This is a genomic window from Pantoea sp. X-Soil-OKNW-713 (assembly GCF_059730685.1).
In genome coordinates this window covers 2,128,265-2,141,047 of the sequence record NZ_AP035995.1, presented here as the reverse complement: position 1 = coordinate 2,141,047, position 12,783 = coordinate 2,128,265, and the positions used below count along the sequence as shown (strand labels likewise).

The window sequence follows — 12,783 nt, the reverse complement described above, 5'->3', positions numbered from 1 at the left end:
GGCGTCATGCCGGAGCAACCAGATAACGAACTTCGGGCAAACTTTCGCCCTGATGGAAGGCGTAAACCCGGCTCTGGATTTTGCGGTCGTTCATGGTGTAGCGCTCCTTTTCACGCAGGTGCTCCATCCACGAACCGACGACAAAGGTTTCCACGAAAATGCCCGGTTGCAGCACGTCTTCATAAATCGACCAGTTGATGGCCCCGCCTCGACGGCGTACCCGGCGCATATCCTGCATACACACCGTGAAATCATGGGCATCGTCATTGCGGATCACATATTCATAGCTGACCATCACCGGGCCACGGTTGTGGTGGATCTCGGGCATCGGGTTGTTGTCGGTGTCGTTAAGGATCTCCAGATTTAAATCCGGGTCCTGATCGAGCCGCCAACGCCAGACGGTCGCGCAGGAAAGAAACATGCCGACGGCGGCGAAGGTCAGCGACAGCGGAATGGAGAAATGGGCCGCCAGTTGTCCCCACACGGCACTGCCGACGGTCATTGAACCGAAAAACACCGTCAGGTAAACCGCCAGCGCCCGCGCTTTCACCCACTTTGCCGCGCTCCGCTGCGCGCCGAGGTTGAGGGTGGAAAGCACCGCAATCCAGGCAAAACCGGTAAAGAACTCACAGGCGTTAAGCCACCAGAAATGGCGGATAAAGGCCAGCGCCAGCATTGTCAGACCAAACAGCATGCTGGCGAGCACCATCAGGCGGTCGGCACTGAATTTTTTGCGTAAGCCCGGTAACAGCACCGCGCCACAGATGGCACCAACGCCGATACAGGCCAGCATAATGCCGTAACCGCCAGGCCCCAGACCGAGTTCACGCCGGGCGACCAGCGGCAACAATGCCCATCCGGCGCTACCAAACAGGAAGAAGGCAAAGGTGCGTACCAGCACGTTACGAAACACCGGGGCAGCGTGGACGTAGCGCAATCCCACCCGCACCGCCGGGAAGAAGTGCTCTGGCGGCAGGCGTTGGATGCTGGCGGGCGCTTTCCAGCGATACAACACCCAGGCCACGCCCAGCACCGACAGGGCATTGAGCAGGAACACCATCCACGGACCGGCAAAGGAGAGGATCAGACCACCAAGCGCTGGACCAATGGCGCGGCTGATATTAATGCCGAGCGAGTTCAGCGCGATGGCCGGTCCCAGTTCATGTTTCTCCACCAAATCCGGCACGATGGCCTGAAAGGGCGGTGAACTCATCGCGGCACCGGTACTGAGCAGGAAGGCCGCCACCAGCAACACCCACGGCGTCACCAGCCCCAAAAAGGAGAGCAGCGTCAGACCGGCGGCAGCGATAAACACCCACAGTTGCGAAAACAGCAGATATTTACGGCGATCGACGATATCGGCCATCACCCCGGAGGGCAGCGCGAACAGGAACATCGGCAGGCTGCTGGCGGCCTGCACCAGCGCCACCGACAGCGGATCGGCGCTTAACGTCAACATGCTCCAGTTAACGCCGACATCATTCATCCATGACCCGATGTTGGAAACCACTGTCGCCAGCCACAGCATACGGAAAACCGGCTGCTGCAACGGTTGCCACGGCGAGGCGGCTTGCGCCGGGAGTTCCGTTACCACCGCGCTGTGCATATCATTAACCTGAGCCATGACGCAGCTCCTGTTTTGCTTTGACGCCGATACGCCAGCCACCCGGCCCGGTGATCGCCAGGGTAGTGAAGATGATCAGCAACAACCAGCCAAACTGGCCGTCAGCAATCGTCCAGTCCGGGTGCACCACCAGCATTGCCACCAGCAGCACGCCGATGATTGGCAGGCAGGCCAGTCGTGACCACCAACCCAGAATGATCAGGATCGGGCAGACAACCTCGGCGATGATCGCCGGGATCAGGCTCATATACGGCCCCATGCCGAACGGGTCTTCAATGCGCGTCAGTTCCTGCTGGAAATGAAACACCTTGGGCAGACCATGTACATGCAGCAGCAACAGGCTGCCGGTCAGGCGCAGGAAGAACAGCCCCAGATCGATCCGGGGCGGGAATGAGAAAACCGATGACGTTTTCATAAGTTTAAAACGCAAAGCAGCTGCAACCGAGCGCGCCCCAGAAGGCGTTGTCTTCGGCTACCGGAACGTTAGCGCCACGGGCGATATCATGCTGGTGGCTGTGCACACCGCAAGGGCCGCTGCAATGGTGCGCCTGCGGCATCATGCCAACGCGGGTGGTGGCACCGGGAGGCGCACTGCGGTAGTGGCCCGGTACCTTCACCACCGGCGACCACTCCGGCAGTACCGGCAGGGTCGGTGGCGCTTCGCTGCTGAACGTCCCGGCGGCATACACCACGTTGCCATCCACCACCGTCAGCACGGATTCGATCCCTTTGATCTCCTCCTCGGGCACGCTGAAGAAGTCTTTGCTCAGCACCGCCATATCCGCCAGTTGGCCGACTTTGATCTGGCCTTTTTTACCTTGCTCACTCGAGAACCAGGCACTGCCTTGCGTCCACAGCATCAGCGCGGTGTCACGGTCGAGACGCGCGTTGACGTCATACATCTGCATGCCGCCCACGGTACGACCAGAAACCAGCCAGTACAGCGCGGTCCATGGGTTATAACTGGCGACGCGAGTCGCATCGGTGCCCAGGCCAACCGGTACGCCGGTTTCCAGCATGCGCGCCACCGGCGGGGTATGGCGGGTAGCTTCGATGCCATAACGTTCCGCAAAGTATTCCCCCTGGAACGCCATACGATGCTGCACCGCAATGCCGCCGCCGAGGGCTTTGATACGGTCGATATTTTTCTGCGTCACCGTTTCGGCATGGTCAAAGAACCAATGCAGGCCGTTAAACGGAATCTCACGATCCACCTTCTCAAACACATCCAGCATACGGCTGATGGATTCGTTGTAGGTGGCGTGCAGGCGGAACGGCCAGCGGTGTTCCACCAGATGACGCACCACGCGCTCCAGTTCATCTTCCATACCAGGGGCCAAATCCGGGCGCGGCTCAAGGAAATCTTCGAAGTCGGCGGCGGAGAACACCAACATTTCACCGGCACCGTTATGCCGGAAATAGTCGCTGCCCTGGCCTGGCGTCAGCATATCGGTCCATTTTTCAAAATCTTCCAGTTCATGACCGGGACGCTGGGTAAACAGGTTATAGGCGATTCGCACCGTCATCTGCTTTTTGCTGTGCAGCTCGGCGATCACTTCATAATCGTCGGGGTAATTCTGGAAACCGCCCCCGGCGTCGATGGCGCTGGTCAGGCCAAGACGGTTCAGTTCACGCATAAACTGACGGGTGGAGTTAATTTGCAGCTCCAGCGGCAATTTCGGCCCTTTCGCCAGCGTGGCGTAGAGGATCATCGCATTCGGACGCGCAATCAGCATGCCGGTCGGGTTGCCGTTGCTGTCGCGCTGGATTTCGCCACCCGGTGGGTTGGGGGTGTCTTTGGTGTATCCCACCACTTTCAGGGCGGCGCGGTTGAGCAGGGCGCGATCGTACAGGTGCAGGATAAACACCGGCGTGTCGGGTGCAGCTTCGTTGATCTCTTCCAGCGTCGGCATGCGGCGTTCAGCAAACTGAAACTCGGTCCAGCCTCCCACTACGCGCACCCACTGCGGCGATGGCGTGCGCAGCGCCTGTTCTTTCAGCATACGCAGTGCATCGGCCAGTGAAGGCACGCCTTCCCAGCGCAGTTCGAGGTTGTAATTGAGACCGCCACGGATCAGGTGCAGATGCGAGTCATTCAGGCCAGGCACCGCAGTATGACCTTTAAGGTCGATCACCTTCGTACCTTCGCAGTGATGTTCCATCACTTCCGCCTGACTGCCCACCGCCAGAAATTTTCCTTCGCGAATCGCTACAGCGTCGGCTACCGGGTTGGCGCGGTCGACGGTGTGGAATTTGCCGTTGATTAAAATCAGCTCTGCCTTACCGAGCGTCACCATAGATCCTCCTGAACTGAGATGTCCGGGTTGGCCGGACGGGAAGTGCGCGGTCGCACCATCAGCTCAGGATTATGGTAAGCGGGGAGAAACACCGTCTAGTTATACAAAGGGATACCTATACGAACGTATACCTATACACAGAGATAATGGTCCGGCCCTCCCATGCCGCCTAAACTCAGATCGGACAGTGACCAGCCGGTGACTGCCACTTTTGCTCCGTATCTTTGTTCGCGGAAATCCAGTTACTAACCTCTAATGGGTAAATTCATGTCCAACTCAAAACTTGAAGTTCTGACCCCGCTTAACAGCCAGATTATCTTTATCGATCAGCAACCGCAGATGGCGTTTGGCGTGCAGTCAATCGACCGTCAGGTGCTGAAAAATAACACCGTCGCGCTGGCGAAAGCGGCCAGGGTTTTTAACATCCCGACGATTATCACCACCGTCGAAACCGAAAGTTTCTCCGGCTACACCTACCCTGAGCTGCTGGACGTGTTCCCGGGGCTGGATATTCTGGAACGTACCTCGATGAACTCATGGGACGACCAGAAAGTACGTGATGCGCTGGCTGCAAACGGTAAGAAGAAAGTGGTGGTGTCTGGCCTGTGGACTGAAGTCTGTAACAACAGCTTTGCGCTGTGCGCCATGCTGGAAGGCGGTTACGAAATCTATATGGTGGCTGATGCGTCTGGCGGCACCTCAAAAGAAGCCCATGACTATGCCATGCAGCGCATGATCCAGGCAGGCGTGATCCCGGTGACCTGGCAGCAGGTGATGCTGGAGTGGCAGCGTGACTGGGCACACCGTGCTACCTACGACGCAGTGATGAAGATCGCCAAAGAGCATTCCGGCGCATACGGCATTGGCGTGGATTATGCCTACACGATGGTGCACAAAGCACCTTCACGTCAGGAGAGCGAGCACCGCACCCTGGCACCGGTTCCGGCACGCTAATTCCCTGCGATTGACCGGCACCTGTTGTGCCGGTCACAGGAGGATCATGATGAATCCGTTGATCATTTCTCTGGGGGCGGGCGTGCTGGTGGGGCTGTTTTACGCGCTACTGCGGGTACGATCGCCAGCACCGCCTGCGATTGCGTTAGTCGGCCTGTTGGGCATGATTATTGGTGGGCAGATTATGGCGCATGTCAAGCCACAGCCGCAGGCCAGCACCATCACCACCCACGTTGATAAGGTCGGCTGAACATGTTGAAATCCTACGTTATCTCGTTGGGGGTAGGTGTTCTGGCCGGTGTGATCTACGGCCTGATCGATGTGAATTCCCCGGCACCACCGGTGATTGCCTTGCTGGGATTGTTTGGCATGCTGGTGGGGGAGCAACTGGTGCCGCTGGCGCAACGGCTGATTCGCCGTCAGCCGGTGACTCTGGCCTGGTTCCGCCACGAATGTGTGCCAAAAATCAGTGGCACACCGCCGCCCGAAGGAGAGAAGGAACCCTAAGGAACATCCTCACGCTTGCGTGAGGATTATCGGAGGATTACAGCATGACGCTGCCACAGCATATTGTTATCGTTGACGACGAACGCTCAGTCCGTAATGGCCTGAGCAATTTACTGCATTCTGACGGATACACCACCAGCCTGTACGAATCAGGCGAAGAACTCCTCTGCGATGACAAAGCGTTAACCGGCGCGGCCATGTTGATCATCGACGTCAGACTGAAGGGGATGAGCGGTTTTGAGCTGTTCGCCATCCTGCAACAACACTCCGTGACCTTACCCGTGATTTTTATCTCCGCGGAGCAGGAAGAGGCGGTGCAATGGTATGCCATTGCGCTCGGCGCGCTGACCTTTTTGCGCAAGCCTATTGATGTTGATACGCTCCTGACCATCATACGTAACGAACTGTCTCACGGGGAAACACGCTAATGGGCATTATCTCGCTCCCGCAGGAAGGCAACGAAGAACAGAAAATCACCTTGCCGGACGAGATGGTGCTGACCCCACTGGCGCAGGATGGCAGCATCGCCTGGCTAATGGGACGAGAGACGACCGGTGAAGCCTTTATAATCGCTACCGCCGCCAGTGACGAACTGGCATTTCAGGGGACGCAGCTACTTAAAAATGAGCTGACGCTGGCCCCGCATCTGGCAACCCGCTGGGCGGTAAAACCCCTCGGCCACACCCGCTATCAGGGACACTATGCGCTGGTGTACCCGGCGTTTCCTTATCGCACGCTGGCGGGGATAATTGCGATGCCGCCCGAGCAGATTGCCGATTACCTGCGTAATGCCATCCAACTCTGTCTGCCATTAAGTCAGGCGCATCATCAGGGCATTGTGCATGGCGATATCAAACCGGCGCATCTGTTCCTGAACAACGATGGATCTTTTCGTCTCGGGGGCTTTGGCCTTGCCTCGGTGACGCTGGATTCGCAACTGAAAAATTCGCTGCGCGCCTCCGGTGGCACGCTGGCATACATGTCGCCAGAGCATACCGGGCGCACCCCTTTTCCGGTCAGCAATCTGAGTGATCTCTACAGCCTCGGCGTGGTGCTGTATGAAATGCTGACCGGTAAGTTACCCTTTGGCTCTCCGCAGGCTGGCCAGGCGGAGTGGATCCATCACCATCTGGCCACCGCACCGCGCCCACCTGAAGCGATTCGCCCCGATGTACCGGCCATGCTGTCGGCCATTATCCTGCGTTTGCTGGCAAAATCGCCGCTGGATGGCTACCAAACCATTGATGGTTTACTGGCTGACCTGCGACGCTGCAAAGCGACCCTGACGCCACAAGGCACCATCGCTGCCTTTACCCTCGGACTTCAGGAGCGTTTCACCAGCAATTATCGTGTCGAAACGCTGTTTACCGGCCATGCCCAGGCTCGGATGTTACTGGATGCGCTGGATGAAGTACAACGCAGCGGCACGCATCATCTGGTAATGATTGGGGGCGCGCCGGGGGCAGGGAAATCAGCGATTATCGCGTCGGCACTGAAAAAGCTGCAACACAAGCCGATTCTGCTCACGGTCGGCAAAGCGGATCAACATTCGCCGCAGGTGCCTTATTCGGCGCTCAGCGCCGCGTTCCGAACGCTCACCTTATATCTGCTTGGCTTGTCTGCCGCCGACGTGATGGTCTGGCGCGCGCGTCTGCTGCGCGCGTTGGGTGATGATTGCGATCTGGCTATCGAACTGGTGCCGGAATTGCGTCAACTGCTGGATATCCCTCAGCCGGTGCTGACCACCGATACATTAAGCGATGCGCGCGAACGTTTTCATCAGATGGCGTGCGCATTGATCAAGGCGTTTGCCTCATCTGGCAAAGCGCTGGTGATATTAATTGACGATGTACACTGGGCCGATCAGGCCAGCCTGCAACTGCTGGAAAATGTGTTTCAGCGTAATGATCATCTGCCTTTTTTGCTGGTGATCGCCCACCGTGACGCAGAATCGATGCCTTGCCCGCAGGTAGCGGATTTTCTCACTCGTATCCGTGGCGCGGCCGCACGCCTGACTGAGATCACCCCTGAGCCGCTGAATGCCAAAATGGTGGCGCGCTGGCTGGCCGGGATGTTGCATACCCGCAGCAGCGGAACGACTGAACTGGCGCAGCTGATCCATGAGAAAACCGGGGGTAACCCGCTTTTTTTACAGGAATTTTTCAAGCAGGCGATCGCTGACGGGTTGATTTTCTATACCCAGGACCCGCTGAAGTGGCATTACGATCAAGGTGCTTTGCGGGCACGTCATTACACCGATAATGTCGCCAGCCTGGTGGTACGACAACTGGAACGGATGCCAGAGCCGACACGCCAACTGCTGGGGAGCATGGCCTGTCTCGGTGCCAAAGGACAACTGGGACTGCTCAGCCAGATTCTCGGCACCCGCCCGCATCATGTTCAGCAACGGTTAAGACCGGCGCTGGCGGCACGGTTTATCACCATTACCGATAATGACTACGCCTTTACCCACGGGCGAGTTCATGACGCGGCGTTTTTATTGATCGGTCCCAGACAGAAATTGCTTATCCATCAGCAGGCGGCAGCGCTGCTGGCTGCATCCGCACCGCGTGCCGAAGGCAATGAGATGCTGTTCCGCGCGGTGCATCATATTGCGATGGCGACGGATATGCCGGTAGACGCGGTGCAACATCGTAACTACTTTCACCTTAGCCTGACGGCAGCGCAGCGCGCCAAACGGGCAGGGGATTATGCCTCTGCGTTACGCTATTTGCGCACCGCGCGCGTGTTGAATGATCAGCGCGGCGAGGGCGAGCATTTCCTGCTCGGCTTTGAAGAGGCGGAGTGCCAGTTTTTGCAGGGTAATCTTAACGAGGCGCAAACGCGCTGTACCGCGCTGCTCGGAATGCCCGGCAGTTTGACCGAGAAATCGGCCGCGGCCTGCCTGTCGGCGGAAATTCATATGCGCCAGTCGGACAACTTTCTCGCGCTGGAAGCAGCCCTGGCGTGGCTTTCGGTATTTGGTGTGCACTTTAATCGCTATCCCGACGAAGAGGAGTGCAACGCGGCCTGGTATGCCCTGAAAGCCCGGCTGGGGCCAGACCCGGCGGCCACACTGGGCGTATTGCCGCTGATGGCGAATCGCGAAAAAGAGTCGGTGCTGAACCTGATGGCCAGCACCATCTTTGCGTCGTCGTACGATTGCCCCCAACTGCACCTGCTGCTGGTGTGCAAAATCCTCGATATGACGCTGGATCATGGCATTGCCGGGGCCTCGGTGTTCGGTCTGTCGTGGTTTAGCGTGCTGATTACTGACCGCTACCAGGAATATCATTACGGCTTTAAGTCCGGGCTGCTCGCCAGCCAACTGGCTGAGAAACATAATTTTTTACGTTTTAAAGCCCGCACGTTGCTGCCTCTTGATCAAGTGGGGATCTGGACGCAACCGCTGGCCTTCGCCATCGATTGCGCGAAGAAAAGTTTCAATGTGGCGCTGGCGCATGGCGACAAATCCTTTGCCTGTCTTTCATTGCGTCATCAGGTGATGAACTACCTGACGCGCGGCGATCATCTGGAGTCGGTGCAGACCACCATTGAACGAGGGCTGGCGTTTACGCAGAAATCGTTCTATCCCGATGTGGAAAACGTGTTGTTGATGCAAAAGCATCTGGTGATGCATCTGCGCGGCAGCCGTCGGGAAAAATTTAGCGGTGTCGATGCCTTTCCAACTCACCTGGTCGGCAGCGAGCCTGGCCCCGTTTCCGGGCCAAAAGCGATGGTGTTGTTCTGGTCGTGGCTGTATCGCGGTATGGCGCATTTCTATGCCGGTGAATATACGCAGGCCACCCCCTGTTTTGCCGAAGCCGCGCACCTGGTCAAAGCCGTACCGGGTTATATCTACTTGATGGATTTACATTTCTTCAGCGCCCTGACGCTCACCGTCCCACTGGCAAGCGGCCAGGCGAATGCTGCGTTGCACAAAACCGTCCACGCGCATTTTGAGCAGTTGGTGCAGTGGTCGGTGCTGAATCCCGAATTGTTTGCTGACAAGGTAGCGCTACTGGCTGCTGAACTGGCGCGTCTGCGTGGAGAAGTGGGCGAAGCGCTGAGTCAGTACGAAATGGCAATCAATCTGTCGCGCAAAGCAGGTTACGTGCATATCAATGCATTGGCTTACGAGCTGGCGGGGGATTGTGCCAAGACCTGGAACCTGAATGTCCCGGCCGATGCCTATTTAAAAGGGGCCATCAGCGGCTGGGAAAACTGGGGGGCGCTCGCCAAAGTGCGGCAGCTTGAGCAACGCTATCCCCAACTGGCGACGCAAAAACCGGGCAATGCCTTCACCACCATTCCGTTTGAGGATGAATCGATTCGCGACCTCGAGAGCGTGGTCACGGCGGTGCGCGCCCTGACGGAGGAGATCAATCTCGACCGGTTGATCCATATCCTGATGCGTATGCTGCTGGAGCGCGCGGGCGCACAACGCTGCCTGCTGATCCGCGTGCTGGATGGCAACATCCCGGAAACGGAAGCCTGGGCGGAAGCGAATGCCGATGGCGTCAAAGTCAGGATCGTTAAACAACGCCCGACAGCCAGCGATTTACCGTTGTCGGTGCTTTCCGCGGTGATCCGCACCGGGCAGGAGATCCGTACCGGCAAGCCGGAGGATTTCAGCCCCTTCAGTCAGGACCCGTATCTGGTTTCCTCGGGAGCGGCGGTGATGTGCGTTCCGATGTTCAAACAGGCCAATATGGTTGGGGTGTTGTACCTCGAAAACCGCCTGATGCCGGACGTGTTTACCGCCGAGCAATCGCATATCGTGAAAACCCTGAGCGCCCAGGCCGCCGTTTCAATCGAAACCGCCCGTTTATATGCGGAATTGCTGGAGGAGAACATCCATCGCCGCCGGGTGGAGAAGCAATTACGCGCCAGCCAGACCTCGCTGATGCTGGGGGAAAAAATCAGTCATACCGGCACCTGGAGTTGGGAGATCGAGCAGGATTTAATGTCGGTATCGGATGAGTATCTGCGTATTCTCGGCTTGCCGGAACAACCGAAAACGCTGTCGATGGCGGATTTTATGACCTTCGTGCACCCCGATGACCATCAATGTATCAACGACCTGGTCAGCGACAGCGTACAGAACGGCATCAGCATGCAGGCGGAATTTCGTATTATCCGCCCGGATGGCGAATGTCGTTACATCAAAGGGATCGGCGATCCGGTGAATAACTGGCCGGAGGTGAAAGAATATTTCGGCACCATTTCGGACATCACGGTACAACGCCGGGCTGAAGATGCCGCCCGGATGGCGCAGGCGGATTTGGCGCGGGTTTCGCGCGCCACCACCGTCGGTCAGTTAACCGCGTCAATTGCGCATGAAATCAACCAACCGCTGATGTCGATTGTCGCGCATGCCGGTGCCAGCCTGCGCTGGCTGAAACGTGAGCAGAGCCATATTGAGAATGCCTGCTTCAGCCTTGATGAGATTTTGCAGGAAGGCAAACGCGCCGGCGATATTATTCGCGGCTTGCAGGCGTTAACCCGGAAACATGACTCGGTGTATGCCAAAGCCAACCTGCATTTAATTGCACGCGATATCCTGGCGCTTTCACGGGCCGAGATTGAACGTAAATGGATCTCACTGGAGCTGAAGCTGCACGCCGAGCACGCGGAAGTTTATTGTGACCGCATCCAGATTCAGCAGGTGCTACTGAACCTGGTGGTGAACGCCATTGATGCTATGACCGGCATCGAAGATCGTGGACTGGTCCTGACGCTTGCCACCGCTAACCCCACACCGGATACCATCCGTTTTGAGGTGCGGGACACCGGTTCAGGTATTCCTGACGCGGTGAAGGAACATATCTTTGATTCGTTCTATACCACGAAAAAAGAGGGGATGGGCATGGGCCTGACCATCAGTCACGGCATCATTAAAAAGCACTGTGGTGAGCTGAAAGGGGAAAACCGGGCTGACTGCGGCAGTGTGTTCTGGTTTACCTTACCCACCGAACCGCCAGCCAGCGTATAAGATTAGCGACGGCGCGTGCTGAGAATATTCAGTCGTTCAGCAGCACGCACCAGGTCGGATAACGAACGGACATTCATTTTTTCCATCACCCGACGTTTGTGTACCTTGGCGGTGATTTCACTGATACCCATCTCAGCGGCGATTTGCTTATTGAGCAGGCCGCTGATCGCCAGCAACATCACCTCACTTTCACGCGGCGTCAGCGATTGATGACGGGACGTGATATCGTACTTTTCCTGCGAGGAAGCCAGATTCTCTTCCGCGATCGCCAGCGCCTCGGCCACCGCTTGTAATATGCGATCCGGATCGACCGGCTTGGTCAGGAACTCACAAGCGCCGGTTTTCATCGCCCGAACCGTAACCGGAATGGTGCCGAAACCGGTGAGAAAAATGGTTGGGATAACATAACCACGCGCATTCAGCGCATTCGCCACGGCAAAACCATCGGCACCCGGCATATTAATATCCAGAATCAGACAACCGGGAACCTGTGGAAACGCATAGTCAAGAAAGGCCTGGGCGGTAGAAAAAGCGATAACGTCATAATTTTCTGAGCTAAGTAGGTTACTCAGAGCAGAACGTACCGACTCGTCATCATCAACAACGTAAACTATGTGATTCATAGAAGATCTCTTCTCAACCTGAATTTCACGGATGTTTAAAAGTCGTGCTCAATAGCCAATATAGTGCGAAAAAAGGCAGGTTCAACCTGCGCGAGATGTATGGTAGTTAGAATGCCTGTGCATGTTAGCACAATTGTTAACATTATCATCAGGTAATGTTGATAGCGGCGTGAATTATCGCGCTGTTTTTCTGGCTGGTTTTAATGCCCAGGATAAATCACGCATCAAAGGCCAGGGCGCGCGATAAATCGCGCCGCTACAGGGGAGCTCAACTGTTTTTACTGAGGGCGAGGAATCCGGATTTGAATTTCACTTTACCCACGGTGCGATTGTAATTAATGACCAGTTGCGCTAACTGAAATTGTATGGCGGCATTCAGGTTATCACTATCTTCTTGTGATGGTTTGTTTTTTTCCATTTCAATCGCCATCTTTTGCATTGCCTGAGAAATGTCATCAATACAAACCTGGAAAACGTCTTTATCCAGATTCAAATATTCAGCCTGAACTTTCGCCATATAAGCATCAGCGAGTTTACTTAACTCCAGGACTTCAATATTGGTTATGGTTTCATCTTTTTCATATTCAGCAAGTTTTCCTTGCAATGCGGGCACGTCTGACTTGAGAGAAAGTCTCATGTTACACCTCTGGCTTCGGTTATATTTCAATAGCGACACATGGCGTCACATATTGAAATCTAGTCGGGAAAGGGTGTTTGTCAATCAGGGTTTTCATTGAAAAAATAGTCTGTTTTTCATTAGGTTAATCAGGTTAATATATATTG

10 protein-coding genes are annotated in these 12,783 nt (G+C 56.2%); 5 read left to right on the top strand and 5 right to left on the bottom strand.

Annotation, left to right across the window (positions count from 1 at the left end; all coding sequences use genetic code 11):
- Nucleotides 1-4: 4 nt before the first annotated feature.
- Genes AC6I8R_RS09925 through AC6I8R_RS09915 form a run of 3 tightly spaced genes read right to left on the bottom strand, consistent with a single transcriptional unit; the run spans nt 5 to nt 3,921 of the window.
- A complete protein-coding gene (locus AC6I8R_RS09925; RefSeq protein WP_497832196.1) occupies nt 5-1,624 on the bottom strand; it encodes an MFS transporter in 1,620 nt (539 codons plus the stop codon).
- The gene (locus AC6I8R_RS09920; RefSeq protein ID WP_415174210.1) at nt 1,611-2,039 is read right to left on the bottom strand and encodes a DoxX family protein; all 429 of its coding nucleotides are present in this window, start codon (nt 2,037-2,039) and stop codon (nt 1,611-1,613) included. The genes AC6I8R_RS09925 and AC6I8R_RS09920 overlap by 14 nt, the downstream gene beginning before the upstream one ends.
- A 4-nt stretch (nt 2,040-2,043) precedes the next feature.
- Nucleotides 2,044-3,921 carry an amidohydrolase gene (locus AC6I8R_RS09915; protein ID WP_415174211.1) on the bottom strand — a complete coding sequence of 626 codons (1,878 nt, stop codon included), beginning with the start codon at nt 3,919-3,921 and terminating at the stop codon, nt 2,044-2,046.
- A gap of 267 nt (nt 3,922-4,188) precedes the next feature.
- On the opposite strand from AC6I8R_RS09915, the gene AC6I8R_RS09910 reads away from it, so the two are divergent.
- From AC6I8R_RS09910 to AC6I8R_RS09890, 5 genes are read left to right on the top strand one after another with little or no spacing between them, the layout of a single operon-like run.
- Entirely contained in the window at nt 4,189-4,875 is a 687-nt protein-coding gene (locus AC6I8R_RS09910) for a hydrolase (protein ID WP_415174212.1), read from the top strand.
- Between the two features lie 49 nt (nt 4,876-4,924).
- Nucleotides 4,925-5,125 carry a DUF1427 family protein gene (locus AC6I8R_RS09905; RefSeq protein ID WP_036625194.1) on the top strand — a complete coding sequence of 67 codons (201 nt, stop codon included), beginning with the start codon at nt 4,925-4,927 and terminating at the stop codon, nt 5,123-5,125.
- Nucleotides 5,126-5,127: 2 nt separating this feature from the next.
- Nucleotides 5,128-5,382 (top strand): XapX domain-containing protein, encoded by a 255-nt coding sequence (locus tag AC6I8R_RS09900; protein ID WP_021183232.1) that lies wholly within the window; start codon nt 5,128-5,130, stop codon nt 5,380-5,382.
- Between the two features lie 44 nt (nt 5,383-5,426).
- On the top strand, nt 5,427-5,810 hold the full coding sequence (locus AC6I8R_RS09895; protein WP_497832195.1) for a response regulator transcription factor: 384 nt from the start codon (nt 5,427-5,429) through the stop codon (nt 5,808-5,810).
- Entirely contained in the window at nt 5,810-11,377 is a 5,568-nt protein-coding gene (locus AC6I8R_RS09890) for an ATP-binding sensor histidine kinase (protein WP_497832194.1), read from the top strand. Before AC6I8R_RS09895 ends, AC6I8R_RS09890 begins: the two co-directional genes overlap by 1 nt.
- 2 nt (nt 11,378-11,379) lie before the next feature.
- Here the strand turns inward: AC6I8R_RS09890 and AC6I8R_RS09885 are convergent, their stop codons facing one another.
- Nucleotides 11,380-12,000 (bottom strand): response regulator transcription factor, encoded by a 621-nt coding sequence (locus AC6I8R_RS09885; RefSeq protein WP_208725473.1) that lies wholly within the window; start codon nt 11,998-12,000, stop codon nt 11,380-11,382.
- 268 nt (nt 12,001-12,268) lie between these two features.
- Nucleotides 12,269-12,637, bottom strand: a complete 369-nt coding sequence (locus tag AC6I8R_RS09880) for a hypothetical protein (RefSeq protein ID WP_415174217.1) — start codon at nt 12,635-12,637, stop codon at nt 12,269-12,271.
- Nucleotides 12,638-12,783 lie beyond the last annotated feature (146 nt).

What these genes read in the sequence shown, in the direction of transcription:
- AC6I8R_RS09925 (WP_497832196.1), bottom strand. Translation starts at nt 1,624, where the DNA reads ATGGCTCAGGTTAATGATATGCACAGCGCGGTGGTAACGGAACTCCCG.
- AC6I8R_RS09920 (WP_415174210.1), bottom strand. Translation starts at nt 2,039, where the DNA reads ATGAAAACGTCATCGGTTTTCTCATTCCCGCCCCGGATCGATCTGGGG.
- AC6I8R_RS09915 (WP_415174211.1), bottom strand. Translation starts at nt 3,921, where the DNA reads ATGGTGACGCTCGGTAAGGCAGAGCTGATTTTAATCAACGGCAAATTC.
- AC6I8R_RS09910 (WP_415174212.1), top strand. Translation starts at nt 4,189, where the DNA reads ATGTCCAACTCAAAACTTGAAGTTCTGACCCCGCTTAACAGCCAGATT.
- AC6I8R_RS09905 (WP_036625194.1), top strand. Translation starts at nt 4,925, where the DNA reads ATGAATCCGTTGATCATTTCTCTGGGGGCGGGCGTGCTGGTGGGGCTG.
- AC6I8R_RS09900 (WP_021183232.1), top strand. Translation starts at nt 5,128, where the DNA reads ATGTTGAAATCCTACGTTATCTCGTTGGGGGTAGGTGTTCTGGCCGGT.
- AC6I8R_RS09895 (WP_497832195.1), top strand. Translation starts at nt 5,427, where the DNA reads ATGACGCTGCCACAGCATATTGTTATCGTTGACGACGAACGCTCAGTC.
- AC6I8R_RS09890 (WP_497832194.1), top strand. Translation starts at nt 5,810, where the DNA reads ATGGGCATTATCTCGCTCCCGCAGGAAGGCAACGAAGAACAGAAAATC.
- AC6I8R_RS09885 (WP_208725473.1), bottom strand. Translation starts at nt 12,000, where the DNA reads ATGAATCACATAGTTTACGTTGTTGATGATGACGAGTCGGTACGTTCT.
- AC6I8R_RS09880 (WP_415174217.1), bottom strand. Translation starts at nt 12,637, where the DNA reads ATGAGACTTTCTCTCAAGTCAGACGTGCCCGCATTGCAAGGAAAACTT.